Genomic DNA, 25,438 nt, shown 5'->3' on the forward strand with positions numbered 1-25,438 from the left:
ACTTATATAGTAGTCAATTTTCAAGCATTTAAATGACTGGCACAGGCTTTCCCCCACTATTTCGCGGGGCACCCGGGTGGGCGGGGGTCGTGGTGGCCACCGAGGCGCTTGCGCCAGGTGATTGGCCGGCACGGCCAACATGCCGGAACGACCCGCGATGACAGACGGCCCGGTGTATGCGACCGTGACCGCATGAAAACACGCCGTTTGTGTTTTGATGCGCCGAACAGCCCAGCCGGTGGCTTGCCACGGGCCGATAAACATCGCCGGCTTGCCGGCAGCCCTATCCGCGTGACTTACCGCAATAGCATCACTTTAACGAGGTGACTAAACTAACCGCACGGCGAAATCCGCGACAAACGAGACTTCAATACACCGGGCCTAATATTCTTCCCACCGCTTCCTCAATGTTCCGATTCTTGCATCTGCTCGTAGCGAACGCTTATCCGGGCCACACAAGGCCACAGATCCTTCAGGCAAACCAAAGACTTCTTCAATAGTACGGCGAATGGAGCCTACCCTGGCATCAGAGCGCGCGGCACGATAACGAATATAAGCAGCTGACTTGACAATGTCCTCATCTGTCGGGGCATCGGACTCATCTGACAGGTTATCCAGATCTCGAGTCAATTCATCTAGATCCAGGTCGCTAAAGTCAAAAAAGTCGTCTTCAAGATCATCATCTTCAACATCAGGCTCATCTAAACCATCTTCAAGCTGAGAATCACCTTCATCTATGGGATCAGAGCCAACAGAATACCAATTGACCGCGTCTTCCTCCTGCCATACCTCACCGTCTTCAATATGAATCTCACAACGAGCTTGCGAGGGAGAAATTGCATCACTATAACGGGCATTAACCCCGGTAATATTATCGAAAGTTTGCTTGATCAAGGCAAGGGCCTCATCACTACCGGCAACACCAATAAAAGCTGAGAAGCACGGCACCACAAAATTACAGCTCGTTGTTTGATACACATAAACAGTGGCTGTTAGATCGGGAGAGTGAGCAGCTAAAGGCTGAAGGCAATTAACGACTAAATCAGTATAACCATGATGCTCTTTAGGAATGCTATCTAAATCAACTTCAACAGTATTGATTAAAGAACGAGGACAAACAAATTTAAGTTCTGCTATAGAACGATCCAAAACACTAACCTCAGTGGATACATAGTAAATAATGACAATATCACCAATACTAACCAAGTAGCTTATATAAAATCACTATTTGCAACAAAAAAACTCGAGCCCAGCCCAAACTAATCTGCCGCAGAACAACTGGGCCCGATAAAGCACGTTGCTGAAGAGCCACACAAGGATCCTTGATAGGAAGGAGGAGCAGCCAGCCCTGGCAGCAACCCACCGAAACCCCGCCGGATATCCGCCCGTTCGAACTGCCGGCGCTCAAGAGCGCGCAGGTGATCGACCCCGACGTTATCTTCACCGTCGTCAATCGCTGCTACCCGGAGAAGAGTAAGTTCAACATCAACTTTCTGAATTTTCACCTGCGGTTTGATAAATGTGACACAACTCCACCATCGTGATTATCTATACTGTCCCTGTAAGGCCCGTGCGAGTACGATACGAAATAGAATATGCATGCTGCAGAGACGTGTCTCTGCGCTTCAAACAGGCCCGCCGGTATAGCGAGGACACATTGGACTACTTAAAGTTGGTGCTCGGCCTGCTCCTGCTCATTGGCGGGGCAGACGGCCTGGTGAAAGGAGCCACCCGACTGGCAGAAAGAGTGGGGGTCCCCAGCCTGGTGATCGGTTTAACCGTGGTCGCATTCGGAACGAGCGCGCCTGAGCTGGCAGTCAGCATTCGCGCTGCGCTCACGGGCCAGCGTGAAATGGCCATGGCGAATGTTGTAGGGAGCAATATCTTCAACGTCTTGTTCATTCTGGGCCTCTCGGCCGTGATTATTCCCCTCACCATTTCCAGACAACTGATTCGTCAAGATGTGCCGATAATGATCCTCACCACTGCACTCGTGCTCTCTATGGCAATCGATGGGCAGCTCAGCCGGTGGAATAGCGCCGCACTGGTTGTGCTGCTCATTGGGTATACGGTGTTTTTATTTGCTCAGGGCAAACGAGCCGCACACGTGAAAACGACAGCATCAAGCAGCGAAGCTGTCACCGAAACCATTAAAAAGAACGCTCCCGCCTGGCACAGCTTACTTTGGCTGGCAATCGGACTGAGTTGCCTGATCTTCGGGGCGAATGTGTTGGTCGATAGTGCGGTGAATATCGCGAGAGTATTTGAGATCAGTGAAGCCGTCATCGGGCTAACGATCCTGGCCATCGGGACCTCGTTACCCGAAGTCGTCACATCGCTCGTGGCCAGCCTCCGGGGCCAGCGTGATATCGCAGTGGGGAATGTGGTGGGCAGCAATACCTTTAACTTATTGGCTGTGCTTGGCATTTCAGGCTTAGTCAGTGAGCAGGGGCTAACTGGTAGCCTCCAACTCGTACAGCAGGATTTTCCTATCATGCTGGCCGTCGCTTTGCTGTGCTTGCCGTTATTTTTTACCGGTGCATCCCTGAGCCGTATCGAAGGCGGGCTATTTTTGAGTTTATATCTACTCTACAGTACATTCTTAATCGGCGTGACAACCCATGCCCACTGGCTGAGTTCACTCAAACTATTCATCTTCTATCTCTGTATTCCACTGACGGTATTGACGGTGACCGGCACACTGGTCAATGACTTGCGAAAAAGAAGACAGTGGCCCGGCACTAACAAAGGACCGGATGATGATACATGAAGAAAATATCGTGATCACCGAATCCGGCTGCGAACTGCTGCACGAGCGCACCTGGCACGACATGCCGGTGATCGCGTAACAAGGTTACCATGAATACAAAGGCGCAGCGGTGGCATCGCAGCACCCCTACCGAACCGCGAAACAGCCTTGAAACCCCTGGCGATTTCAAGCTGAAGTCACCTCACAAAACCATTATATCCCATGCATTTAAGTGCGATATTTTCTTGATGAATGCTACAGGGTGTGAGTCGCACCGTTTATACCGAAATGCATGAGTATGAAGCCTTAGCCCGATACATGACCGCTTTGGCCGAAAAAACATCGATCATTCTGCCATCACCGATGTAATTCAAAACGCAACTTTGCATGACACCTTTCAGTTGGTTGGCGGCGGATTGGAAACTGACGGTAAGCCTATTGCCGGTGTGGCTCGCTGGAATCCTGGTGAAAACTGGGATGCCAGGAAACGTCTCTGGTACATCGATGCACGAAATGTCGACGAATAACATCGACAAAGTCCTGCAAGTGATTAATGACATTGCTGAGCAAACCAACCTGCTGGCCCTGAATGCTGCGATTGAAGCCGCGAGAGCCGGTGAACATGGTCGAGGTTTTGCGGTGGTCGCCGATGAAGTTCGCTCTCTGGCAAGCAGAACACAAGACTCAACCACAGAAATACAAAGTATCATTGAGCAACTTCAGTCCCGCTCACGCGCAGTGGTCAAAGTGCTGGACGAAAGCCAGGCATCCTCAACGAGCACCGTTGAAAATGAACAGAAACTCGAACAGACGCTTCATGAGATTTATGAAAAGATTCAACACATTAATATGATGAACCTGCAGATCTCTTCTGCGGCTGAAGAGCAAAGCCTGGTGGCTAAAGAAATTAATACCAACACCCTGAAAATCAAAGCGCTGAGTGAGAAAGTCTCGAACGATGCGCAAGCGTCTAATCAAGCCACAGAGAGGCAGGTTCACAGCGTTCGGCAGCAAACTGAAGTATTAGAAACATTTACAGTCTGACAGAAACCATCACGGTACAGGCTCATCTTTTGATGAACCTTTCATATTATGTCAAAGAGGTCACGGTGAGATCCAACGGCCAAAGCCAGATATGCGGGCAGGGTTAGGCATAGTACGGGCAAGCGGCCTACGCCAGATCGTAAGTGTGTCCCAACGCCTGAAATTGTTTTGGAAAAATGATTTATATCATCGGGTTAAATGTGAATTTTGCGTGGTAAAATTCAGGAGATTGCAGAAGGAGGGGAACTCAACGCACCCGGCCAATCAGGTCTGGCCTTCCAGACGAGACCAAGAGATCGAAGGGCTCTCGGGAGCGGTGACCAAATACAAAAAAACCTTCATCTTGTGATGAAGGTTTCATGTAGTGGCGGAACGGCCGGGCTGGCGCTCCAGCGGACTCGATGGTCCGGCATTCCGGCCCGCAGACTAACGACCGAAAGGCGTTCGGGAGCGGAACATATAGCAAGAAACCCTGCCATTTCTGACAGGGTTTCTTATATTGGCGGAGCGGACGGGACTCGAACCCGCGACCCCCGGCGTGACAGGCCGGTATTCTAACCAACTGAACTACCGCTCCAATTCTTTAAGAAATCCGGCAAATGCCTAACTTCTGAAATGTGGCGGAGAGATAGGGATTTGAACCCTAGATACGCTATAAACGTATGCCGGTTTTCAAGACCGGTGCTTTCAACCACTCAGCCATCTCTCCGTAAGCGGGATGAATAATATTGAGCAAACTCAAGGTTGTAAAGCAGTTTTTTCACGATTTTGCACAACTGGGCAAGCTTTAGACACAAGCGTGCGACTCAGCGCACTTTTCATCCTTCAGCCAAAGTCTGCGACTGACTGGCCGCACGACAAACGTCAATCACCGAAGCGATCAACGGATCACTTTCCCGGCCTGCTTTATATGCCAATCCAATTCGTTTCTGTAAATCGAGCGAGGCCACCTGCCGCAGGACGATTTCCTGCGCCTGACAAATCTCCTGCCAGTCCGGAAGCAAAGCCGCCCCGACCCCCGCTCCCACCAGCGGCCAGGCGTATTCGACAGTCCGGATATTTGCCCGGTGCTGTAATTTCACCCCGGCTTCGGCCATCATCAGCTTGAGTTTTTCCAGCGCGTCACACGGGGTACGATGAATAAACGGCAGTCCGTCCAGCTCCTCCAGGGAGATCTGATCCTGCGCCGCCAACGGCCAGGAACGAGGCAGTGCTAGCAGGTAATGATCATTCCAGATCGGAACAAATGCTTCACTTTTCGTCGTCGATTGCGACAGAATGATTCTGGCATCACACGGCTCATCCGGATCCACCAACGTCAGTTCCAGATGCTCGATCTGGTTGGTCAGCGCGGTCAGTAAGCAGCTCATGCGCTGAGCACCCAACGATCGCATCAACCCCAACCTCAGGGGCACCGGTGCCGGACCTTCCCCAAACAAGTTCAGGATTTGCTGCTCGCCCGCACTCATATTTCTGGCCAGCGGATACAACTTCTCGGCCGCTGCCGTCGGCAATACCCCCCGGGCATGACGGACAAATAAGCTGGTCCCGAGAAGGTGCTCTAACTGCTTGATCGCAGCCGTAATGGAAGGTTGCGACACATAACACTGGCGCGCCGCGCCGCTAACACTGCCTTGCTCATAAACTGCCTGAAAATACTTTAAAGCCCGCAATTCCATTGCCACTTCCCTGAAAAATGCGCCCAAAACGGCCGCGCGATGGACACACAACCGTGGTGTGTCTAGGTCTAGCGCTTGTCGAGGTTTCACTTTCGTCAAGGTATAGCCCTGACCTATAAGCAACATAAAAATAACATATTTCTCAAAACCAGCGAGCATCTCTAAGGTAATAACCATCAAAAAAGTGAGGTAAATACCGAATACAGGATGAACAGATGAATATGCCAAACGCCGCTGAACACATTGCTGTTACAACCCCGACGACATTCAAAAAGCACCTGGTGGTGACCCCAGACCAGGTCGTTGAAGCCATGGCACGCCATGGCTACAGCCCGGAAACATCCGCCATCATCGCCCAGGAAAACCTGCTTCCGGCCGGACTGCTCAGTCGGCTGCATGCTTCTTACCCGCAGCACTCCGGTTTGCTGGAATCTCGTCCGATGTTGTTTACCGACAAGGCTCATTACACTGGGTTATCCGGATTTCGGGAAGTCGTCAGTATTTTGCTGAAAAATGGGATTAATATCGGCGATATTGAAGAAAGAGAGCTGTTCGTTGAGGTTTATCGCTTTCTTGCCACCCGCCATACACTCAACAGCATCAACTGGGACGACTACGAAACCGATTCGGTGTTTCAGCTGGTGTTCCCGCAACCGGGGATGATCAACCCGGAAACAACCCAGGCGTACTTACAAGCCGAAACCCGCGAGCAACGCACTCAAGTCGCTGTTGCTTATATGGAAAAAACCAACCCGCATGACGGTAATCAGCAACTGAACAAACCCTGGTTTGAAAACGAACAGGGGGGGATCGAATTTCTCGACGGCAGCCAGCACAAGTACCCGCAATGCCAGCTGATCTTCGATAAAACGACGCAGAACTGCTTCTCGTTTTGTACTTACTGTTTCCGCCATGCTCAGGTTCGCGGCGATGAAGATATGTTCATCCAGAAAGATATCCAGCAGATCCACCAGTATCTGCGCCAGCACACGGAAGTGACCGATTTGCTGATCACCGGTGGTGACGGCGGCTATATGCCGGTGAACCGGCTCCGCCAGTATGTAATGCCGCTGATCGAAGACCCATCCTTGCTGCATGTGAAGAATGTCCGGCTGGCAACCCGCGCGCTGACTTTCCAGCCCGAGATGATCCTGAGCCACCAATACGATGCCATGCTTGAGCTGTTTGATACCCTGCGCGACAACGGCATTCAGCTGGCCTGGATGGCTCACTTCTCGACCCCGCGCGAGTTGCTGAATCCCACGACCATTGCCGCGATCCGCCGCCTGCAAAACCATGGGGTCACGATCCGCAGCCAAAGCCCGATGATGAACCACATCAGCCTGTTCACCAACGACCATGGTGACGTCGATATTGAGCGCTCGGCACAAAACTGGATCGATCTGGCCAATATCCTCGGCATGCTGTCGATCGGTTTTCACTCCATGTACTGTGCCCGCCCAACGGGTGAACACCATTACTACACAGCACCGCTGGCAGCGGTCGAGCAGATCTTCAACCGCATTTACCGCTCGCTGTCGTCAATCAACCGGCCATCGCGTCATATCTCGATGACCATCTCTGCCGGTAAGCTGGCGATTCTCGGCACCTCGATTATCAACGGCGAGAAATGCTTTGCCCTGCGGTTCACCGAAGCCCGCAACATGGCCTGGATGGATCGAATTTTTCACGCCAAATACGACGAGCAGGAAAACAAGGTGGATTTCCTGACGCCCATCGACGGCGACAAATTCTTCTTTGAAGACGAACTCAAGACTATCGAAGCCGAACTAGCCAATGCCATTCGCCAGCGACTGCGCTGAGATCTTTCCGACAACTATTCTCCGGGTCACCACAGCCGCTGTGGTGGCCTCTGAACCATACAGAGATACGTTTCATAAGGCGTGACTGACATGATAAATAAACATTTTGACTCCCCCGCCCGGGCCGTCGCCGATATCTTCGACGGCGCAACCGTCATGATTGGCGGCTTTGGCGAAGCCGGCAGCCCGATTGAGCTGATCCATGCCCTGATCGACCACGGCGCCCACAACCTGACCGTGATCAACAACAACACCGGCAGCGGCCATGTCGGCCTGGCGGCGCTGATTGAGAACCGTCAGGTCGGCAAAATGATCTGCTCGTTTCCCCGCACGGCAAATTCCACGGTTTTTCCGGATTTATATCGCGCCGGTGAAATTGAACTGGAGCTGGTGCCACAGGGCACCCTGGCTGAGCGCATCCGGGCCGGCGGCGCCGGGATCCCTGCGTTCTACACCGCCACCTCGGTCGGCACCCCCCTGGCCGAAGGCAAAGAGCACCGCATATTTCATCAGCGGGAGTATGTACTGGAAACCGGCCTGACTGCGGATTTTGCCCTGCTCAAATGCCAGCAGGCTGATCGCTACGGCAACCTGACTTACAACAAAACGGCGCGCAACTTTGCCCCCATTATGGCGATGGCATCCAACACCACCATCGTGCAGACCAGCACCTTGGTCGAAGCCGGTGAGATCGACCCTGAAGTGATCGTCACCCCGGGTATTTTCGTCGACCGGATTGTGACCGTGTCAGCACCCGCCCAGGAATCCCAACTTGTTGCTGAGGGGAGATGTTACCCATGACCAGTCCATCATTACCAAAGTCTCAATCACAACCTCAATCGCCCGCAATGGGCTGGAGCCGCGACCAGATGGCCCAGCGTGCGGCGCTGGACATTCCCGATGGCGCCTACGTGAATCTGGGGATTGGGATTCCGGAGCAGGTCGCCCGTTATGTCCCCGAAGGCCGTGAGGTGATCTATCACACCGAAAATGGCCTACTGGGGATGGGTGATGCGCCAGCGCCCGGCACAGAAGATTGCGAGCTGATCAACGCCGGGAAAAAACCGGTCACGGCGATCCCCGGTGCTGCATATTTTCACCACGCCGACAGCTTCGCGATGATTCGCGGCCACCATATCGATATTTGCGTACTGGGCGCAATGCAGATCTCCCAGTCCGGCGATCTGGCCAACTGGTCAACCGGAGCAGCCGACGCCATTCCGGCGGTCGGTGGTGCCATGGATTTAGTTGCCGGGGTCAAAACCATTTATGTCATCACCCAACACACCACCAAAACCGGTGAGCCCAAGTTGGTAGAACACTGCACCTACCCACTGACCGGTCGCCAGGTGGTCAATCGTATCTATACCGATCTGGCGGTGATTGCCGTGACGCCTGAAGGCTTCGAAGTGCTGGAACTGGCACCCGGAATCTCATTTGAAGATGTGCAGCAACGTACAGGCGGCACCGTGTTTCTCAGTGAGCAACTGAACCAAGCTGCAAAGCAGGCGCCAACAACCGCAATAAAAATCGCCGATTGCAATTCCGCAGATTACGCCCTGAAGTGAGCCAATCCCATGATGAAACAACACACTCAATCATCTAAACAGCCGTCCTCACAGCGCAGCGCGGCACTGTATCAGAAAGCCCTCCAGCTGATGCCCGGCGGCTGTAGCAGAAACACTGTGCTGCGCCAGCCGCACCCACTCTATGCCGAGGCGGGCCGGGGCTGCTACGTCACCGATATTGATGGCGTGCAGCGGATCGATTTTGCCAACAACATGGCTGCGCTGATCCACGGTCACGCCCATCCACAGATTGTCGCAGCGGTCACCGAACAGCTCCACAAAGGCACGGCGTTTACCCTGGCAACCGAAGTTGAAATCGATTTTGCCGAACACCTGTGCAGCCGCAATCCCGGCTTCGAGAACATTCGCTTCGTCAATTCCGGCACCGAAGCCATCATGAGCTGCCTCAAGGCCGCCCGCGCTTTTACCGGACGCCCGAAAATTGCCAAAGTCGAAGGCGCCTATCATGGCCTGTATGATTTTGCTGAAGTCAGCCAGACCGCCAAACCGGAGAACTGGGGCGCTCCCGATCACCCGGCGAGCGTGCTGGTGGCCCACGGCACCCCCCTTTCCACCTTGAATGACGTCATCGTGATCCCGTTCAACGATCCGGAAACCGCCCTCGCCATCCTGGATCAGCACGCTGACGAGCTGGCCTGTGTACTGGTCGATCCGATGCCACACCGGGTCGGGCTGCTCCCGGCCTCGGAGTCCTTCATCACCGTCCTGAGTAACTGGACTCGCAATCACGGCGCGCTGCTGGTGTTCGATGAAGTGATCACCTTTCGCACCCGGTACGGTGGCGCACAGGAGCGCTATGCGGTTCAGCCGGATTTGACCGCGATGGGCAAATTGATTGGCGGCGGCTTTCCGGTCGGTGCCCTGGCCGGACGCCGGGACGTCATGGAAGTAATGAATCCCCGGGCAGAGAAACTGCTGTTCCCGCACTCAGGAACCTTCTCGGCCAACCCGATCACCATGACCGCCGGACTGACCGCGATGCAGCTGTTCGACCGCGATGCCGTGTGCCGACTTAATGCCCTGAGCGATCAGCTCCGTAGCCAGATCTCCGAAGCGATCCTACTGGCCGATGTCCCGGCCTGTGTCACGGGCGAAGGCTCGATGTTCCGCATTCACATGAAACCGACGCCACCGACGGATTATCGCTCGGCTTACGAGACCCCACAGGAAGCCCGGATCAAATCCGCCCTGCTGGATCACCTGTTCGACCATGGATTCATGATGATCAACACCTGCTCGGGGACATTGTCGACCGCCATGACTGAGAAAGAAATCAGCGCTTTCAGTGAGGTCCTGTTAAACGGCTTCCACACCATAAAGCCGCTCTTTGATGTAAAAGCCTGAGACATGAACCTGATGAATGCGCTTGATGGCTTGGGTTTCTGAAAGATTGAGCGCTTCAAGCATGAAACAAGGAAGGAATTTGAGTGATGAATGACGTTTATCTGTGCGATGCGGTGCGGACCCCCATCGGTCGCTACGGCGGGGCGCTGGCTTCGGTACGTGCCGATGATCTGGCGGCACTGCCGATTAAAGCGCTGATGGCGCGCAACCCTGACGTGAACTGGCAACGCGTCGATGATGTGCTGCTCGGCTGTGCCAATCAATCCGGCGAAGACAACCGCAATGTGGCAAGGATGGCGGCCCTGCTCGCCGGACTGCCGCTTGAGGTTCCCGGCGCGACCGTCAACCGGCTTTGCGGCTCCGGCCTCAACGCGATTGGCGATGCTGCCCGCGCCATTCGATGCGGCGAGGCCGATTTAATCATCGCCGGCGGCGTCGAGAGTATGTCCCGCGCGCCGTTCGTCATGCCGAAGGCCACCAGCGCCTTCGCCCGCTCGGCTGAGCTGTACGATACCACCATGGGCTGGCGGTTTATCAACCCCGAGTTCGACCGACAGTTCGGCACCGAAACCATGCCGAAAACCGCTGAAAACCTGGCGGCCGAGTTTGGCATCAGCCGCGCCGATCAGGACAAGTTTGCCGTCAGCAGCCAGCTCAAAGCCGCCACCGCGCAGGAAGACGGACGACTGACCGAAGAGATCATCGCCGTCACCCTGGCCAACCGCAAAGGTCCGCCGACGATTGTCGATCAGGATGAGCACCTGCGCGCTACCAGCTTCGACAAACTCAGCCAGCTCAAGCCCCTGTTTGAAGGCGGCACTATCACCGCTGGCAATGCCTCCGGGATCAACGACGGTGCCGCTGCCCTGCTGCTGGCCTCTGCCGCCGGACTCAGGCAACACAACCTGACGCCTCGAGCCAGAATTCTGGGAATGGCCGTCGCTGGTGTCCCGCCACGCATCATGGGGTTGGGGCCGGTACCAGCCACCCAAAAACTGCTGAGCCAGCTCAACATGACCCTGAGTGATTTTGACCTGCTGGAATTCAATGAGGCATTCGCCGCCCAGGCGCTCACCTGTACCCGCCAGCTAAGCCTCGCCGATGACGATCCGCGGATCAACCCCCAAGGCGGTGCGATTGCCCTGGGCCATCCGTTAGGGATGAGCGGCGCCCGTCTGGCAACCACGGCGATGTATCAGTTAGAACGTACAGGTGGGAAACTGGCCCTGTGCACCATGTGTATCGGCGTCGGCCAGGGGATCGCCGTGGCGATTGAGCGGGTCTAAGATTAAAAGGTGAACTGCCTCACCACGATTAATCGCGAAGAATCCGCTGGCTGTTAAGCTTTTATCAGCCAGCGGTTTTAAGAGATGAAGATACGATGATGAAGCTTCATAGGGCCAGTTCCATCTGATATACAGGCCACTCCCGGCCATCAAACACTTTGACATGCGGCGCTTTGTTCGTCACTTGAAACCCAAATGACTCGTAACAGTTTTTCGCCACGACATTCCGCTGAAAGACGGCCAGCGTCACCAGAGTCACATGCGGCAATGCTTTGATTTTCAACAAAGATAACTGAATCAGCTGCCTGCCGAGCCCTTTTCCTCTGACTGCCGGGTGGATCGCGACCCGACACAAGCGCACCTCCGTGAGCGACATCCGCTGAAATTCAATAAAACCGAATACTTGCGTCCCTTCAACCAAGGTCAAAAATTGCAGATTGTCTTCAGTGGCGCGCTGAATGATTGAGCTTTGATTTAACGGCCAGTCAAATACCCGACCACCCCACATTAAAGATTCTTCCTTGGTTTGGAACCAGTTCACCAGCTCTGATGCGTGTTCGTCCTGAAACCGCATAAGCTCCATATTTATTTACTCCTTGTCCATGACACTGAGCGCAGTGTACGTATCATCCCTGAGTCTTGCCCAAGTCCACCGTCATCTTCAAATACGGGATGTCGCCTTTGTAAAACCGCTCGCCTTCCGGCTGCATGCCGAATCGCTGGTAAAATCCCAGCGCGGACTCTCTGGCATCACACCAGAAGTGATTCACGTTGCGCTCGGCCAAATCTGCCAGAATATGCGCAATCATCGCGCTGCCAATCCCCTGACCCTGATGATCCGGCTCGGTCGCAAACTTTCTCAACCGCGCCTGATGAGAAGATAAAAACACCGACGCCACGCAAACCAGGCGGCCATCAATAAAGGCACCAAAATGTGCGGCGTCTTCATCACCTTCAACGTGACAAAACTCAGGTGGTTTTTCCGGCCACAAGACCTGGTGACGTAAAGAAATGGTTTGTTGCCATAAAATAGGTTTGATTTCCATGTGAGCCATTGTTCTCAAGCGATGTGACGATTGTTCGTCTTTCGTATTCATCAGTTCAGAATCTAAAAACATTCAACTGCTGACTCCCTCAATAGAACGGAGCGACCTGTTGCTCCTTTTTTGTATTACGAACCAGTTAGGTCAATACTTTTTGGGAGCCATTCTCTAACATGGCCAATATTTCAGCCTGGGCCGCATTCAGTAAGCGTTGTCTTTCATCGTCATTGGGGATCATTTTTGCAATGGTCACGGCGCCAACGAGTGACGCCATCATCGCCCGCGACTTATCGCCAATACATTCTGCCGACAGTTCTATTTTTCGAATTCGGCATAATGCGACAATCCGCTTTTCCAGCATCGTGCGGACATTATGATAAGACTCCTGAAACAGCTGCTTAATGCTATCGTTCTCGGTGCCGGACTCATTAAATAAGACACTCTCTGGGCCCGGTTGCATCTGGGCCGATTGATGCAGCCCCCAGTAATTTGCCGCCAGTGCCAGCAATTTATTCATGCTTAACGGAGATTTCACCAACCGAGCGCGACTGCTCTCTTTCAACAACTCGGAAAAACACGCGGCATATAAGGCTGCCTTGGATTCAAAATGGGCGTAGAATGCGCCATGGGTCATGTGTGCTTCTTTCATCACCTGACCAATGGAAACTTTATCGAACCCACCGCGACTAAATAGCGTGGTCGCGGCTTGCAGAATTCGCAACCGAGACTTTTCTTTATGCGTTTTCTTATAAGGCATCCAACTGCTTCCTCGCTCTAGATATTATCTTGATCATATTTAGACCATTGCTACCGTGCTCATGTCAATTTAACACATGATGGAGACGGAGATGAATTCACCAATCGTGATTACAGGCATGGGGATTGTGAGCCCACTCGGATGTGGTGTCGATGCCGTATGGCAGCGCCTGATTAACGGCCAGTCGGGCATTCAGCTCATTGATCGTTTTGCGACCGAGGACTTCCCGGTAAAAATCGCAGGTCAGGTGCCGACAATCGAACAGGATGAAGAAGCCGGGTTTGATGTCTCCGCGGTGGCTTCGGCCAAAGAGCTCAAAAAACTCGATCGATTTACCTGCTATGCGCTGGCCGCCGCTCAGGAAGCGCTGACTCAGGCCAATTGGTTTCCCGAAAGTGATGCCGATAAAGAAGCAACAGCAACAATTATCGCATCGGGTATTGGTGGATTTACGACCATTACTCAGGCACAAAAGACGCTGGCTGAAAAAGGCTACAAACGCGTGTCGCCTTTCACCGTTCCGGCTTTTCTGGCCAACTTGGCGGCAGGAAATGTCTCGATCAACTATGGATTCAACGGTCCGATAGGCTGCCCGGTTACGGCCTGCGCCGCAGGGATCCAGGCCATCGGGGATGGCATGCGGATGATCCGCAACCATGAAGCAGAGATCGCCCTGGTTGGTGGTGCGGAAGCGTGCATCGATCCATTATCCATGGCGGGTTTCAACGCGCTGAAAGCCCTGTCCACCAGCGACGAACCCCGCAAAGCGTCTCGCCCGTTCGATCAGGCACGTTCCGGGTTTGTGATGGGAGAAGGTGCTGGCCTGTTAGTGATTGAAACGCTGGAACATGCATTGAATCGAGGCGCAACACCGTTGGCCGTCCTGAGCGGTTATGGGACCAGCGCAGATGCGCATCATATAACTTCAGGGCCAGAAGATGGCGCTGGCGCAGCCCTGGCAGTGAAACGCGCGCTGAAACAAGCCCAGTTATCTGCTGGAGACATCCAGCATATTAATGCGCATGCCACCTCAACGCCTGTAGGGGATAACGCCGAAATCGCCGGTCTGCGGAGCCTGTTTGGCGATAGTCTGGCCGCAACGCCCATTTCGGCAACGAAGTCAGCAACAGGTCATTTACTGGGGGCTGCCGGCGGTGTCGAATCGATCTTCACGACGATGGCTGTGATCTCAGATACTGTGCCGCCCACGCTGAATCTGGAGAACCCGGCAGAGACCGTTGCCGGGCTCGATCTGGTTGCAAATACTGCGAAAGCGCATCCGATCCAGCATGCATTGTGTAACGGCTTTGGGTTTGGTGGCGTCAACGCATCATTGATTATCAGTCAATATCTCAGCGAAGAATCATCACGCTAACGCTCAGGTGAAGCCCGGCTGTCGCCGGGCTAACTGCTGAATGCAAACCTCCCCACCGGAATCTCCCATCGCAAACCATCTGTGGATCACGAGAAAAGCGGTGTGGCTAGGAAACCGACTTCAGCACTCGGGCCGGATTGCCACCGATCACCACATCATCGCCGAAGCTTTTCGTCACCACCGCGCCCGATGCCACCACAACATTGTTGCCGAGGGTGACGCCGGGATTGATCGTCGCGTGGCCGCCAATCCAGCAGTTGTCACCGATTGTGATCGGTTTAGCATACTCTACACCGCTCGCTCGTTCGACGGGATCAATCGGATGTGTCGCGGTATAGATCCCGACCTGGGGTGCAATAAAACAATTCTGACCGATACGCACTTCGGCGACATCTAAAATCACGCAGCCAAAATTAGCGTAGAAATTCTCGCCCACATGAATATTTTCACCGTAGTCACAGCGAAAGGTCGGCTCGACCAGGATATTGTCGCCGGTTGAACCGAGCAACGATTTGATCCGCGCGGTGCGCTGCGCGGTATCCGCCGCACTGGTGTTGTTGAAGGCTTCCGTTTTCAGTCTGGCTTCGAGCCTTAATGCCATCAACTCTGGATCACTTGGATCATAATAAAGCCCGGCCAACATTTTTTCTTTTTCGGTCACTCAATTTTTCCTTCTTTAGTTATGCCGGAACGATCTTTTCAGGCGCAACCCGGACAGCAACTGGCTCAGCGGCTACTCGTTGAAACTGTATTGCCTTTTCACTTCGACAACCTGAACGGTGTATGACGCATACCACTTTTCACGGCCAAACTGCTGGGCAATCGCATGCTGGCTGTCCTTGTGCCAGCGCTGGATATCATCTTCAGATGCCCAATATGAGATCGCGATTTCCTGCTCCCCTTCGGTCACTGCAATAAAATCCAGACAACCGTACTTGTCGAAAGCCAAATCACGCATCACGGCGACCATCTCGGAATACTGACGATCCTGAACACCGGTTTTTGCTCTGAATATCACGGCAAACATTTGCGTCTCCTTTGCGAAATTTTTACACACTACCTTCTTTTTCAATGACCAAAATACGGGCTTCCCCGATGGGATGAGCGACATGCTCTGTCCCTATCGACGCATAAAAAATATCGCCCGCTTCCAATATAGCGGAAGATGTTTGCCCCGCCTGTTTAAAAAACATTTCTACACGGCCATGCAAAACGACAAAGACTTCTTCACCATCATTGACATGCCATTTGTACGGCTGATCAGTCCAGTGAAGTCGCGTGGTCATGCCATTCATATTGGCAATTGTTTTGGCGCCCCACGCTCGATCGGCTGTAAAGTTCTGACTTCTCGTGATTTCCATCTTGTCACCTCCTTGTTGATTCATCACCCGGCATCACACAACGCAAACCTGAGTTCAGCCATCGACGGAGCATCTGCATCCGGCAATTTCACGCCCAAGTCACGTCACATGCCTTCTCTTTTAACCAATCACACGCTCGTTGCGGCGCTGAGGTTCGGCAAGATGAAGGTGCCGACTGAGCACATCTGCCGGCGGCTGAATGGAACAGGTTGCCAGAATTCTGCCCACCGCTCCCCGGTGATACGTGCCATGCAACACCAGGTGGTTGAGCATTTCTTCAACACTCATGGTCCCAGGTGCGCCGTCCGTAAATTCAAAATGGATCACCCTCTGCATTGACTCCTGACTAGCAGTATCGCAGAACGAAACGAACCATTGATCAAGCGCTGTGACGTTATCCCGAAGATTGTCTAATGAAGGTGTCTCCACTGTATTTGTCGCGTCGTACCCATGGGCAATCCCAAGAATGTGTGACTGAAAAATATGATCAACGACGTAGATATGATTAAGAAGTCGAATCGCGAGATGCTTTTCTTCCGGATATTGTTTGCCATCCAATCGGGAAACGGCTTCGTAAATCTCTGTATTGGCCCACTGCTTATATTGAATTGATTTTTTAATCATCATTTTTCTCTTTCCGAACGATGAACGTCGGCCACATGCGCTATTTCTGCCGATGTGACCCGTGATTAACTCTGACCTGAAATCAGCAACTTCACGCCAAACAGACCAAATAGGCTAGCCGTCATGCGAGACAGCCATTTTTGTACATTTTCATTTACCGAGAGTCGATTGCTCACGGTTGAAGAAAGCCAGGCGAGGAAATGGCACCACAGCATACCGTTAAAGTTGAAAATCAACCCGAGTACGATAAATGCCAGCGCCTTATTGTCGCTGGATGCGGAGATAAACTGGGGCACAAAGGCCAGGAAAAAAATCGCGATTTTAGGATTAAACAGATTCGTGATGAACCCTTGAGTGTAAATCCGGGACAGTGATGTTTTGACCGGTTTGGCTACGGGTGCCTCACTGGCTTCATGGCGCTGAAGTAACATGGTGATCGCCATATAAATCAGATACGCACCACCAATTAACTTCACAACGGTAAAGGCCATCGCAGAGGTGGCCAGAATGGCCGACAGCCCGAATGCCGCGGCCAGGATGTGAATGAGAGTGCCCGTACCAATCCCCAGCGCCGCTGCAGAGCCGGCTTTAAATCCTTGGGTTGCCCCTCGCCCGATAATCAGGAGCGAGTCCGGACCGGGAATGAGGTTCAACAAAAGACCAGAAACGACAAATAACCATAAATTCTCAATACCGAGCATGTTGCAACTTCCTTATCACGACGTCACCAATCAGAACACAGGATCGTATTCAGCGCTTGTCGTTTTGACCAGCCGTGCGCCAAAGTCCACAACGGACACGCTCGACCAGGCAACCAGACGCGCCATTATGCATGAACAACCATACAAAACAACACGAGTATCAATAACACAGCCGCATTCACTGACGGACGCAAAGCGATTTCCCAGGCATAAGTGGCGTGAAGTAAACGGCCAGATTTTAGCAAAATAAAAATGCCGCAGTGGTACTGGCCCACTGCGGCAGAAAATGATTAAAACGGTTTGATTAAGCCGGCGTTAGTTCTGTACTCACGCAATCATCTGCTTGTTCTGCGCTTGTTTCCGATTTTTCATCAGCGCATGGTTCCGGCTTTTGTACTGTATTACTCACATAGCGAAGTTTCCCGCCGACCCAGGTTTGAAGAACACGAATGTCCCTGATTTGTGTGTCTTTCTCGACCGCGATCGGATCATCTTCCAGAATGACGTAATCAGCCAGCTTTCCTTGCGCCAGGCTACCGACCCACGGGTCAATATGACATTGCCAGGCGGCATCTAAGGTGATCGCTCTGAGCGCTTCCTCACGGGTGATTCGCTCTGAACCATTCAGCACAGACAGATCCGGAGATTTCTCCATCACCCGGGTGACCGCCTGCTCCATCATCCGCAACGGGCCTAACGGTGTAACCGATAAATCGCTGTGAAGCGTGATACGCGCGCCTTTATCCAGCATTGTCCGGCATCGGTCCAATAGCTGGGATTTTTCTTTAAAAATGACCTCTTCAAAAGCATAACCCCAGTAGCCCACATGCCCAATTAAGAAACTAGGTGAAATGCCCAGCGCAATCATTTTCTCCACGCTGGCATCACTCAGAAGCGAGCAATGCTCGATACGATGGCGCTTATCAAGCCCGGGCTTATCAAACTCAGGCTTATAAAGCTTGAGGGCCTTTCCATACACATCCAGCGTATAGTCGACCGCTTGATCGCCATTGGCATGAATCAGAATAGGCCAGCCTTTTTCCACGATGGTCGTGACCAGATTTTGATAATCAGGCTTCTGCGCTTCGCTGGGCTCTGAGCAACATGGGACCAGGGCCGAGTCCGGCTGATAACTGAAGTTAAAAATGCCGTAATTACCCTTTGGCTCACAACAATACGGGGTGGACTGAAAACCCGTTAATCCTTGATTGGAGCCATCGGACACTAACTTGACCGCACTTTGGAACAAAGCGCCCATGTCGTGCTCTGCCAGCGGTTTAAACTGAGGTAGAGCTTTCGCACTTTGTTCTGTGTCACATAGCAGCGCATAGCCCACCCGGACGTTATGCGCATGGGATGCCCTGAAATCTTCGAGGATTGAGATCATCTTAGATTGAATCCTGCCGTTTTCATCAACCGATTCAAATCGCATCCCGGCTTCAAACATCGTGGTGACGCCACGCTGATTAGCAGTATCGAAAATAGTCGCGATATGCTGATCCAACTCCGCCTTCATCGCCACTTTTTGTGCAGAAGGAATACAATCAAACCCGAGGGTCATTTGCTCTAATTCCTGCAATGCCCCTTGTTTCTGCACCTGTTTCCGAAATGAGTCTTGCTCTTCTATTGGCAGAGCATCAGCAATCAACTCCAGCGCCGCTTCGTTGATATAAGCGGTATGCAAAGATGCCGAAATCAGATAAACCGGACGAACAGGCTCCATTTCGGTTAACTGCTTTAGATCCAACTGATAGAGTTGTGGATCATTCTCACTGCCCACAAAGGGCATCAGCGCAGGATCCACACCGGTCCCTAAAATCCACTCGCCTTCTTGCGGCTGGGCAGATTGAATCACGGATTCCAGATATTCCAGGTCATACTCTAGATTTAAATCCTGACCAAGATACGGTCCCATATCCAGCCAACCCATGGTTAATGCCGTCGGAACAATATGGACATGAGGCTCAATCAAACCGGGTAACAAAGTTTGTTTTTCCTGGAGCACAATGTGATTGTCCGGGTGCATCCCTAAAGCTCGCATTTGCACGCTCACCTCAGCAATACTGCCGACCACCGCGACCTTACCGCCATCAAACCCGATGGCTTCCACAGTATCTGTGCTGCCATCGATCATCGGCCGAATGATGCCGCCAGAGTACATGACACTTGTTGTTGGCAGGAGATCTTCCGGAGATTGAACCTTGCCGGCACCAGTATCGGCTGAATTACCCAAGCTGGAATGATGTCCTGCAAACGAGGTCCATAACGGATTATGACAGGCACATTGTGCGCACCCTTGATGGCTATGATTGTGACTCATCTTGATTCCCTTATTCAGTGACTGGTGAAGTGAACAAATGAGCCTTCATTTTTTCTCAAGGTTACTGATAAATGTATTACACGGGATTACAGATCACTCACTACCGGGTGTATCACAACGATTCAAGGGCGTCTTACTGCGTCAAAGCCGGGGGAAACTATTCAATCGGCAATGATGGATGGCTGCCCCAATCCGACCAGGAACCGTCATACAACACAATATCTTTATACCCGGCAATCACCGCAGCCAATAACACGATGCATGCCGTGATCCCGGACCCGCAGGAAAAAATCAGCTGATTTGGATGACTGACGAGCAATCGGTCAAAGATTTGCGTTAACTGCGCCGGACTTTTCAAGCCGTGACCGTCAAGCACCTCAGTAAACGGTAAGTTTAACGCCCCCGGAATATGGCCCGATCGCACACCCGCTCTCGGCTCCGGAACCTGTCCCAAAAAACGGTCTTGCGACCGGGCATCCAGCACGGTGATCTGATCCCGATCCAACCGTTCTAGAATATACGGTGAATCACAGATCCGCCCAGGCAAGGCTTCCCCTTCAATATTGCCGAAATGCTTCGTTTCGGGTGCCAAGGTGCTGACCGTATCCCGGCTCTCAGCGAGCCACTGCGGCAAGCCGCCATCCAGCACAAAGACATTACCAAACCCCATGGCTTGAAAGATACACCAGGCTCTCGGAGATGAATACACCCCTTGGTTATCATAAATCACGACCAGGCTATCGGCGTTAATTCCCAGCGCCTGCGCCGCCGAGGTGAATTGCTGCACAGTAGGAAACGCATGGATTTGATCCGATGCCAAATCACAAAAGGTAGTTTCTAAATCAAGGCGTTGGCTCTTGGGGATATAAATAGGCTGATCGTAAACAATCGGCTGCTTCCCTACCACTTTCCCCATACTTGCATCCAGGATGACAAGATTCTCCAAATATAAATGTTCAGCCAGCCAATGGGTTGTAACGAGTGGAAATTCCATATTCACTCCGATTGATTAAAATTTGTAAACAACGGACATCACAAAGCGCCGCGGCCTTGCACGCTTGGTCACGACTTTGCTGCCACCAGCGTTTTGTCCGCAGGTTCCAGGGACTCAGGCCAGGCTCTGAACATCACGCCGAAGCCAAGCATCAAGATGAACAGCAGTGCTGCCAGTCCCATCGCTGCTGTTGAGAACGATCGTTCGAACAGCCAAGAGCAGTAAAACGCAACAAACGTATTGCCTGCGGCAATCACGATATTCTGAATCGCGGCGGTCCGTCCTGCCACGCCACTGAGCGTCCTGACCTGTAAAAACGAAGACAAACTCACTGCAGCTAATGTGGTTGACACGCCGAAGCAGAAGAGCAACAGCGGCAGCCAAACCAGCTGGTCGAAATATCCGTAACAGAAGAAAGCGAAGGCAGAGAGCATCTGATTGAGCAGCAAACGTCGATCAGATGATTGCTCTTTGAATCTTTGGCTCAGCTGTTTCATCAATATCCCCGAGACGATTGCGCCTGTCGCATAACTCACACTCAGCCAGGATAACCAGGTTGTATCGTCACCAAATTTCGCTGCGACTAAAGGTGCTAACAGCACGTAAAAACCGCCTAAGGAAACCGCAATTGAAAAGCTACTGACAAGGCGCACGGCAAATGCACGATCCCTGCCGGCAAAGTGGAAGAAATCCCGCCAATGCAGGGGATCACTTACCTCGCGCTGCACGGGTTTTCCTTGTCCGCTGATCCGAACATACAGAAACAGACTCAGCAGCAGGCAGATGCCGTAGATCAAGTCCATCAGGTAAAACACCGCAGCATGCGAGTACCAACTCAGAAATAAACCGGTTAAGGACAGGCCGATAATCTGTCCCAGTTGAGAGGCCGATGCGATTCGGCCATTCACGAGTTTAAATTCACTTTCGCTGGCGACATCTCTGACCAATACAAACAGTGCGGTCCGATAAAACGGCCGGGAAACATACACCATTCCCGCAGCCAACAACAAACTGAGGGTGGCAGACATCTCATACGTTGCGGCAAGAAAGCCAAACGCCGTCAAACTAAGCGTATTAATCGCGATCAGTATCTTGGCCGGGGAATATCTATCTGCGATTGAACCCGCATACAGTTGAATGAGGGTCACGATCAGAAACTCTCCACCATACGCGGTTGCAAAAGCCCACAGACTATTGGTCTGATCAAATAGCAACTTACCAAGGACAAGCGTAAAAATGGCACTCGCCATTTTCGTAAAAAACTCAATGATAACGGGGATATTTTTCAAGAATTCACCAACCGAAAAACTTTGTCAGGGAGGATTCAGTAGTGTGTGAATTGCCAACGAATCATGATGACCTTCACATTCCAATCTTCAGCGATTGTATTTGGCTTTGTTCAGCACTTCTTTCAGTTCATGGGTGCGCTCAAGATCGACCCCATGTACATTCGCCAATGCACACACGTAATACAGGACATCATACAACTCTTCGGCGACTGACCCTTTCAATTCCGCCAGTTCCGGCTGACCGGATTTTTGCTGATTGATCGCTTCAGACAACTCGCCGACTTCTTCGATCAGCTTCAGAAAATAGTGATGTGATTGTTCAGGCGCAAAATCGAACGATTGAATATGCGCCTGTAATTCGGAGATTTTCATAACTTCCTTTTTAATTTAGCGAACTCGTCCGTGCCGGGAGTTCATTCTTTTTGTTTTCATTGCGATTGCTCGGCTTTACAAGGTTACCCCCGTAACTGCTTGTGCATGATATAGCTATCCACATAACCCAGCTGTTTATGGCGATAAGCTTGTGGGATCGTGCCGATGATCTGATATCCCAGTGTTTGCCACAGCTTCACAGCCACTGCATTGGTTGAGACCACCGAGTTAAACTGCATGGCTTCAAAGCCTAGCTCAATGGCAATTTGCTGCGAATGCTCACAAAGTTGTCTCGCGATGCCTTTTCCCCGGGCAGCTTCCGTGACCATATAGCCGCAATTACAGATATGGTTACTCGGCCCCGTGCCATTGGGCTTGATGTAATATGAGCCCAAGACTTGCCCACCTTCAACAAACACAAATGCTTTCAGAGGCGTCGCACACCATAGTTGATATGCCGCCTCAAAGTTCATCTCCGGGTCAAAGGCATATGTTTCCTGCGCTTTGATCACTGACTCAAAACAAGGCCAAAATGCTGCAAAATCTGCTTTTGTCATTTCCCTGATCATTGAATCTCCTCCTACAATTTAAATCTTGCTTACAAGTAACGGTTAACCCTTTGATACTCGGATAAAGCCACTTGATCAGCCCGAATATCGATCGGTGCTGCCGAGATCGGATACCACTCAATCGTTTCGGCTTCCAGCGAGCGTAAACCCCCTTCCCAAGCATTCACCACATAATAATGAATAAGCTGTAATTCTTTGGTCGGATGGTAGAGCGAACATAAGAATTGGTAAGCTTGGGGCGTGACATCCAGTTCTTCTTTCATTTCCCGGCACAACGTTTGAAGTTGGCTTTCACCACTTTCAATGTGGCCGCCGGAAATGGCGATCAACCCCGGATCAGTTGCTTTATCTTCCGCGCGTTTTTCCAGCAAAATCTTGCCATCTTCAATGAGCAGAAAAGACACACATTCATGCACTTGCATTTCTAGTTCCTTTGTAAAACCGAATCAATAAGGTGCCACATGTGGCGGCCCGCTCAAGAAGGAAGAGCACGGCGTAGAAATCAAATATTGACTCGTCTGTGATTCAATCAACATCAACAGCTAAAACTTCGGAATCTACTTTAAAATGCTCGACTGAGCATAGTCCCGAAGTTTCCGTATCGAATACCGCAAGACAAGGTTGATCGAGAGGTAACTGACACAATACTTCACCTGTTGGACCGAAGACTTTGCTGCCACCCAGCCCAAGGTTTTCTTCACCCGCTTTATTCAACGACTGGGGCCAATTACATTGAACAACCACAGCTTTGAGAGTCGAAGCGATCTTCGAGGCGCCCTCATCATAGTATTCACCGACCTGCGTCGGAACAACTTCAGGCTGACTCAAATAGCCTGGCCAGATGATGTACTCTGGCCGATGAGCACTCACTTCTTCGATAAACCAGTCAAAGTCACTTGCTTCCCGGCAGATAAAAGTACTAAAACGCCCAAAGGTATGCGCAAAAACATCACGTCCCACGCCTGGTTCGAAGAAAGTTGCCTCACTCTCGGTGAGCCCGACTTTTCTCCAGGTCGCAGCAAGCTCCCCATGCTCATCAATCGCAGCATAGCCATTGTATATTTTCCCATGATCAATGATCGGATATCCGACAAAGGCCAGAGTCTGTGATTTCTTACAGTGCTCTCTTATCTGTGCTAACGCTTGAGAAATCCGATCTGGGCAGCTTTCCTGAGGAATTTTCCGATGAAATCCAGTGACGGCTAATTCCGGGAACACCAGAACATCAAGTGCAGCGTGCTTTGCTATTGTGCTGCATATTACATTTACGTTCGTCTCCAACGTCCATGCCATGGGCATTTGTACGATGCCTATTTTCAAGCAATAATCCTTATTCTTTTAAAAAGCAACGACAGACCCGACGTTGCACCCACCACTGTTTGCCGATCATCTCCATTTCATCGGAGACAATTCAATAGCAGTCACTTCATTCATGCCCGATAAACATCAGGTTGCCAGATTTGCATGAAAATTTCCGGGTTTTCGATGGCTTTAAAACCATATTGTGCATACAGCCCATGCGCATCCCGTGTCGCTAAAACCATACGGCGTAATCCTTGGAGTTCAGGATGCGCAACAATGTGCTCAATGAGCCACTTACTTAACCCCAGGCCTTGATGCGATTGAACAATAAACACATCAGCCAGGTAGGCAAAAGTGGCTTTGTCCGTGATCAGGCGGGCAAACCCGACTTGCTGTCCCGTGTCTTCATAAACACCAAAGCACAAAGAATTAGCGATCGCCTTGGCGAGGGTCTCCCGAGGGATTCCATTCGCCCAGTAGCTTTGTGAAATCACTTGATAAATCACATCAAAATCAAGGTCATCAAACGCTGTGCTGATTTTATATCCTTGCACGAAAACTGCCTCCTTTGCATTATTTTCAATAATGGTTAATAGTAAAAATCCCGGTCTGTTAAACCTGCCGTTATTACAACGTCGCCGTTTCTAAACCTGATGCGTTTCTTACAAAGAAATTTCAGAATGACCTTATTCAACACGCTACATTTCATAGACAACAGCGCTTAAAATCCCAATAAACAGTAATATCATTGTTGCGAATGCTGAGTATGTCGCCACATAATGAATTAATTTTGAGATCAAATAGAGCTTCCGTTTCATTGAATTGGTTCGATATGATAAATAAATTTCTTTTAAAAAACCAATTGGATAAATGAAATACTGAATTTTCCCGTACCCAAACGCTATGCCTTGGTATAGCTTTTTTGTATTCGTGAAGTTCCGAAGACAAGTGAATCAATATTCGCGTGAGAACACCTAAGACTAAAACAATCGAACCGAATGCCATCGATAACATCAATGAATAACAACGGATACCGTCAACAGAACAAGTCTCCGGCAGCCACCCGCCAAAGGTGAAAATAATAAAAGCAAATCCACCAGCTAGCACACACAATGAGAGAATGACATTGATGACAGGCACGAGAATATATTTCAAAAACAACTTCATTACGATAAAAATATTCAACATGAACTCTCAGTATAATAATCATCCGTAAA

General features: G+C 51.4%; 27 protein-coding genes, 2 tRNA genes and 1 pseudogene. 9 read left to right on the top strand and 21 right to left on the bottom strand.

The genetic code is table 11. The annotated features are described in order from the left end of the window. Positions 1 to 381: 381 nt before the first annotated feature. Entirely contained in the window at positions 382 to 1,149 is a 768-nt protein-coding gene (locus NH461_RS21560; RefSeq protein ID WP_261603021.1) for a hypothetical protein, read from the bottom strand. Positions 1,150 to 1,322: 173 nt separating this feature from the next. Between NH461_RS21560 and NH461_RS21565 the strand changes: the two genes are divergently transcribed. The 3 genes and pseudogenes from NH461_RS21565 to NH461_RS21575 all read left to right on the top strand — a co-directional run. Continuing rightward, positions 1,323 to 1,544: a hypothetical protein gene (locus NH461_RS21565; RefSeq protein ID WP_261603022.1), complete on the top strand. Its 222-nt coding sequence runs from the start codon at positions 1,323 to 1,325 to the stop codon at positions 1,542 to 1,544. Between the two features lie 131 nt (positions 1,545 to 1,675). Further along, positions 1,676 to 2,770 carry a calcium/sodium antiporter gene (locus tag NH461_RS21570; RefSeq protein WP_261604606.1) on the top strand — a complete coding sequence of 365 codons (1,095 nt, stop codon included), beginning with the start codon at positions 1,676 to 1,678 and terminating at the stop codon, positions 2,768 to 2,770. A gap of 495 nt (positions 2,771 to 3,265) precedes the next feature. After that, positions 3,266 to 3,793 (top strand): annotated as a pseudogene (locus NH461_RS21575) (methyl-accepting chemotaxis protein); the annotation flags it as partial. A gap of 500 nt (positions 3,794 to 4,293) precedes the next feature. Here NH461_RS21575 and NH461_RS21580 read toward each other — a convergent pair. The 3 genes from NH461_RS21580 to NH461_RS21590 all read right to left on the bottom strand — a co-directional run bounded on the left by NH461_RS21580 (position 4,294) and on the right by NH461_RS21590 (position 5,472). Next, positions 4,294 to 4,370: transfer RNA gene (locus tag NH461_RS21580), tRNA-Asp, on the bottom strand. Positions 4,371 to 4,411: 41 nt separating this feature from the next. Then, positions 4,412 to 4,502, bottom strand: a tRNA-Ser gene (locus tag NH461_RS21585). A gap of 109 nt (positions 4,503 to 4,611) precedes the next feature. Next, positions 4,612 to 5,472 carry a LysR family transcriptional regulator gene (locus NH461_RS21590; protein ID WP_261603023.1) on the bottom strand — a complete coding sequence of 287 codons (861 nt, stop codon included), beginning with the start codon at positions 5,470 to 5,472 and terminating at the stop codon, positions 4,612 to 4,614. 215 nt (positions 5,473 to 5,687) lie between these two features. Between NH461_RS21590 and NH461_RS21595 the strand changes: the two genes are divergently transcribed. The 5 genes from NH461_RS21595 to pcaF all read left to right on the top strand — a co-directional run bounded on the left by NH461_RS21595 (position 5,688) and on the right by pcaF (position 11,514). Next, entirely contained in the window at positions 5,688 to 7,295 is a 1,608-nt protein-coding gene (locus NH461_RS21595; RefSeq protein ID WP_261603024.1) for a hypothetical protein, read from the top strand. Positions 7,296 to 7,385: 90 nt separating this feature from the next. After that, complete coding sequence (locus NH461_RS21600; protein ID WP_261603025.1) at positions 7,386 to 8,096, top strand: 3-oxoacid CoA-transferase subunit A; 711 nt, start codon at positions 7,386 to 7,388, stop codon at positions 8,094 to 8,096. Next, the gene (locus NH461_RS21605) at positions 8,093 to 8,863 is read left to right on the top strand and encodes a 3-oxoacid CoA-transferase subunit B (RefSeq protein ID WP_315903250.1); all 771 of its coding nucleotides are present in this window, start codon (positions 8,093 to 8,095) and stop codon (positions 8,861 to 8,863) included. Before NH461_RS21600 ends, NH461_RS21605 begins: the two co-directional genes overlap by 4 nt. A 9-nt stretch (positions 8,864 to 8,872) precedes the next feature. Continuing rightward, complete coding sequence (locus tag NH461_RS21610) at positions 8,873 to 10,228, top strand: aspartate aminotransferase family protein (protein WP_261603026.1); 1,356 nt, start codon at positions 8,873 to 8,875, stop codon at positions 10,226 to 10,228. Positions 10,229 to 10,314: 86 nt separating this feature from the next. Beyond that, entirely contained in the window at positions 10,315 to 11,514 is a 1,200-nt protein-coding gene (pcaF, locus tag NH461_RS21615; RefSeq protein ID WP_261603027.1) for a 3-oxoadipyl-CoA thiolase, read from the top strand. 106 nt (positions 11,515 to 11,620) lie between these two features. Here pcaF and NH461_RS21620 read toward each other — a convergent pair whose 3' ends face one another. From NH461_RS21620 to NH461_RS21630, 3 genes are all read right to left on the bottom strand, one after another. Beyond that, positions 11,621 to 12,097, bottom strand: coding sequence for a GNAT family N-acetyltransferase (locus tag NH461_RS21620; protein WP_261603028.1), 477 nt, complete (start codon positions 12,095 to 12,097; stop codon positions 11,621 to 11,623). Between the two features lie 43 nt (positions 12,098 to 12,140). Next, the gene (locus NH461_RS21625) at positions 12,141 to 12,560 is read right to left on the bottom strand and encodes a GNAT family N-acetyltransferase (protein ID WP_261603029.1); all 420 of its coding nucleotides are present in this window, start codon (positions 12,558 to 12,560) and stop codon (positions 12,141 to 12,143) included. A gap of 136 nt (positions 12,561 to 12,696) precedes the next feature. Beyond that, on the bottom strand, positions 12,697 to 13,314 hold the full coding sequence (locus tag NH461_RS21630) for a TetR/AcrR family transcriptional regulator (RefSeq protein ID WP_261603030.1): 618 nt from the start codon (positions 13,312 to 13,314) through the stop codon (positions 12,697 to 12,699). 91 nt (positions 13,315 to 13,405) lie between these two features. On the opposite strand from NH461_RS21630, the gene fabF reads away from it, so the two are divergent. After that, positions 13,406 to 14,689: a beta-ketoacyl-ACP synthase II gene (gene fabF / locus NH461_RS21635; protein ID WP_261603031.1), complete on the top strand. Its 1,284-nt coding sequence runs from the start codon at positions 13,406 to 13,408 to the stop codon at positions 14,687 to 14,689. 106 nt (positions 14,690 to 14,795) lie between these two features. On the opposite strand, the gene NH461_RS21640 is transcribed toward fabF, so the two are convergent. The 14 genes from NH461_RS21640 to NH461_RS21705 form a co-directional block, all read right to left on the bottom strand. Next, a complete protein-coding gene (locus tag NH461_RS21640) occupies positions 14,796 to 15,350 on the bottom strand; it encodes a sugar O-acetyltransferase (RefSeq protein WP_315903251.1) in 555 nt (184 codons plus the stop codon). Between the two features lie 72 nt (positions 15,351 to 15,422). Beyond that, positions 15,423 to 15,716, bottom strand: a complete 294-nt coding sequence (locus NH461_RS21645) for an antibiotic biosynthesis monooxygenase family protein (protein WP_261603032.1) — start codon at positions 15,714 to 15,716, stop codon at positions 15,423 to 15,425. A gap of 22 nt (positions 15,717 to 15,738) precedes the next feature. Beyond that, complete coding sequence (locus NH461_RS21650; protein WP_261603033.1) at positions 15,739 to 16,050, bottom strand: cupin; 312 nt, start codon at positions 16,048 to 16,050, stop codon at positions 15,739 to 15,741. A gap of 120 nt (positions 16,051 to 16,170) precedes the next feature. Next, on the bottom strand, positions 16,171 to 16,677 hold the full coding sequence (locus NH461_RS21655) for a DinB family protein (RefSeq protein ID WP_261603034.1): 507 nt from the start codon (positions 16,675 to 16,677) through the stop codon (positions 16,171 to 16,173). A 62-nt stretch (positions 16,678 to 16,739) separates the two neighbouring features. Further along, positions 16,740 to 17,375 carry a LysE family translocator gene (locus NH461_RS21660; protein ID WP_261603035.1) on the bottom strand — a complete coding sequence of 212 codons (636 nt, stop codon included), beginning with the start codon at positions 17,373 to 17,375 and terminating at the stop codon, positions 16,740 to 16,742. Positions 17,376 to 17,679: 304 nt separating this feature from the next. Then, positions 17,680 to 19,695 (bottom strand): amidohydrolase, encoded by a 2,016-nt coding sequence (locus NH461_RS21665; protein ID WP_261603036.1) that lies wholly within the window; start codon positions 19,693 to 19,695, stop codon positions 17,680 to 17,682. A 157-nt stretch (positions 19,696 to 19,852) separates the two neighbouring features. Continuing rightward, positions 19,853 to 20,689: a sulfurtransferase gene (locus NH461_RS21670; RefSeq protein WP_261603037.1), complete on the bottom strand. Its 837-nt coding sequence runs from the start codon at positions 20,687 to 20,689 to the stop codon at positions 19,853 to 19,855. 68 nt (positions 20,690 to 20,757) lie between these two features. After that, positions 20,758 to 21,978, bottom strand: a complete 1,221-nt coding sequence (locus tag NH461_RS21675) for an MFS transporter (protein ID WP_261603038.1) — start codon at positions 21,976 to 21,978, stop codon at positions 20,758 to 20,760. Positions 21,979 to 22,065: 87 nt separating this feature from the next. Next, positions 22,066 to 22,350: a MazG nucleotide pyrophosphohydrolase domain-containing protein gene (locus tag NH461_RS21680; protein ID WP_261603039.1), complete on the bottom strand. Its 285-nt coding sequence runs from the start codon at positions 22,348 to 22,350 to the stop codon at positions 22,066 to 22,068. 83 nt (positions 22,351 to 22,433) lie between these two features. After that, positions 22,434 to 22,919: a GNAT family N-acetyltransferase gene (locus tag NH461_RS21685; RefSeq protein ID WP_261603040.1), complete on the bottom strand. Its 486-nt coding sequence runs from the start codon at positions 22,917 to 22,919 to the stop codon at positions 22,434 to 22,436. Between the two features lie 29 nt (positions 22,920 to 22,948). Further along, positions 22,949 to 23,341, bottom strand: coding sequence for an NUDIX hydrolase (locus tag NH461_RS21690; RefSeq protein ID WP_261603041.1), 393 nt, complete (start codon positions 23,339 to 23,341; stop codon positions 22,949 to 22,951). Positions 23,342 to 23,444: 103 nt separating this feature from the next. Further along, the gene (locus NH461_RS21695) at positions 23,445 to 24,239 is read right to left on the bottom strand and encodes a carbon-nitrogen hydrolase family protein (protein WP_261603042.1); all 795 of its coding nucleotides are present in this window, start codon (positions 24,237 to 24,239) and stop codon (positions 23,445 to 23,447) included. A 110-nt stretch (positions 24,240 to 24,349) separates the two neighbouring features. Continuing rightward, positions 24,350 to 24,775 (bottom strand): GNAT family N-acetyltransferase, encoded by a 426-nt coding sequence (locus NH461_RS21700; protein ID WP_261603043.1) that lies wholly within the window; start codon positions 24,773 to 24,775, stop codon positions 24,350 to 24,352. Between the two features lie 151 nt (positions 24,776 to 24,926). Next, entirely contained in the window at positions 24,927 to 25,409 is a 483-nt protein-coding gene (locus tag NH461_RS21705) for a hypothetical protein (RefSeq protein ID WP_261603044.1), read from the bottom strand. Positions 25,410 to 25,438: the final 29 nt, after the last annotated feature.

Origin of the sequence: Photobacterium sp. TY1-4 (assembly GCF_025398175.1) — a bacterium.
Taxonomy (GTDB): Bacteria; Pseudomonadota; Gammaproteobacteria; order Enterobacterales; family Vibrionaceae; genus Photobacterium.

What these genes read in the sequence shown, in the direction of transcription:
- NH461_RS21590 (WP_261603023.1), bottom strand. Translation starts at nt 5,472, where the DNA reads ATGGAATTGCGGGCTTTAAAGTATTTTCAGGCAGTTTATGAGCAAGGC.
- NH461_RS21595 (WP_261603024.1), top strand. Translation starts at nt 5,688, where the DNA reads ATGAATATGCCAAACGCCGCTGAACACATTGCTGTTACAACCCCGACG.
- NH461_RS21600 (WP_261603025.1), top strand. Translation starts at nt 7,386, where the DNA reads ATGATAAATAAACATTTTGACTCCCCCGCCCGGGCCGTCGCCGATATC.
- NH461_RS21605 (WP_315903250.1), top strand. Translation starts at nt 8,093, where the DNA reads ATGACCAGTCCATCATTACCAAAGTCTCAATCACAACCTCAATCGCCC.
- NH461_RS21610 (WP_261603026.1), top strand. Translation starts at nt 8,873, where the DNA reads ATGATGAAACAACACACTCAATCATCTAAACAGCCGTCCTCACAGCGC.
- pcaF (WP_261603027.1), top strand. Translation starts at nt 10,315, where the DNA reads ATGAATGACGTTTATCTGTGCGATGCGGTGCGGACCCCCATCGGTCGC.
- NH461_RS21620 (WP_261603028.1), bottom strand. Translation starts at nt 12,097, where the DNA reads ATGGAGCTTATGCGGTTTCAGGACGAACACGCATCAGAGCTGGTGAAC.
- NH461_RS21625 (WP_261603029.1), bottom strand. Translation starts at nt 12,560, where the DNA reads ATGGAAATCAAACCTATTTTATGGCAACAAACCATTTCTTTACGTCAC.
- NH461_RS21630 (WP_261603030.1), bottom strand. Translation starts at nt 13,314, where the DNA reads ATGCCTTATAAGAAAACGCATAAAGAAAAGTCTCGGTTGCGAATTCTG.
- fabF (WP_261603031.1), top strand. Translation starts at nt 13,406, where the DNA reads ATGAATTCACCAATCGTGATTACAGGCATGGGGATTGTGAGCCCACTC.
- NH461_RS21645 (WP_261603032.1), bottom strand. Translation starts at nt 15,716, where the DNA reads ATGTTTGCCGTGATATTCAGAGCAAAAACCGGTGTTCAGGATCGTCAG.
- NH461_RS21650 (WP_261603033.1), bottom strand. Translation starts at nt 16,050, where the DNA reads ATGGAAATCACGAGAAGTCAGAACTTTACAGCCGATCGAGCGTGGGGC.
- NH461_RS21655 (WP_261603034.1), bottom strand. Translation starts at nt 16,677, where the DNA reads ATGATGATTAAAAAATCAATTCAATATAAGCAGTGGGCCAATACAGAG.
- NH461_RS21660 (WP_261603035.1), bottom strand. Translation starts at nt 17,375, where the DNA reads ATGCTCGGTATTGAGAATTTATGGTTATTTGTCGTTTCTGGTCTTTTG.
- NH461_RS21665 (WP_261603036.1), bottom strand. Translation starts at nt 19,695, where the DNA reads ATGAGTCACAATCATAGCCATCAAGGGTGCGCACAATGTGCCTGTCAT.
- NH461_RS21670 (WP_261603037.1), bottom strand. Translation starts at nt 20,689, where the DNA reads ATGGAATTTCCACTCGTTACAACCCATTGGCTGGCTGAACATTTATAT.
- NH461_RS21680 (WP_261603039.1), bottom strand. Translation starts at nt 22,350, where the DNA reads ATGAAAATCTCCGAATTACAGGCGCATATTCAATCGTTCGATTTTGCG.
- NH461_RS21685 (WP_261603040.1), bottom strand. Translation starts at nt 22,919, where the DNA reads ATGATCAGGGAAATGACAAAAGCAGATTTTGCAGCATTTTGGCCTTGT.
- NH461_RS21690 (WP_261603041.1), bottom strand. Translation starts at nt 23,341, where the DNA reads ATGCAAGTGCATGAATGTGTGTCTTTTCTGCTCATTGAAGATGGCAAG.
- NH461_RS21705 (WP_261603044.1), bottom strand. Translation starts at nt 25,409, where the DNA reads ATGTTGAATATTTTTATCGTAATGAAGTTGTTTTTGAAATATATTCTC.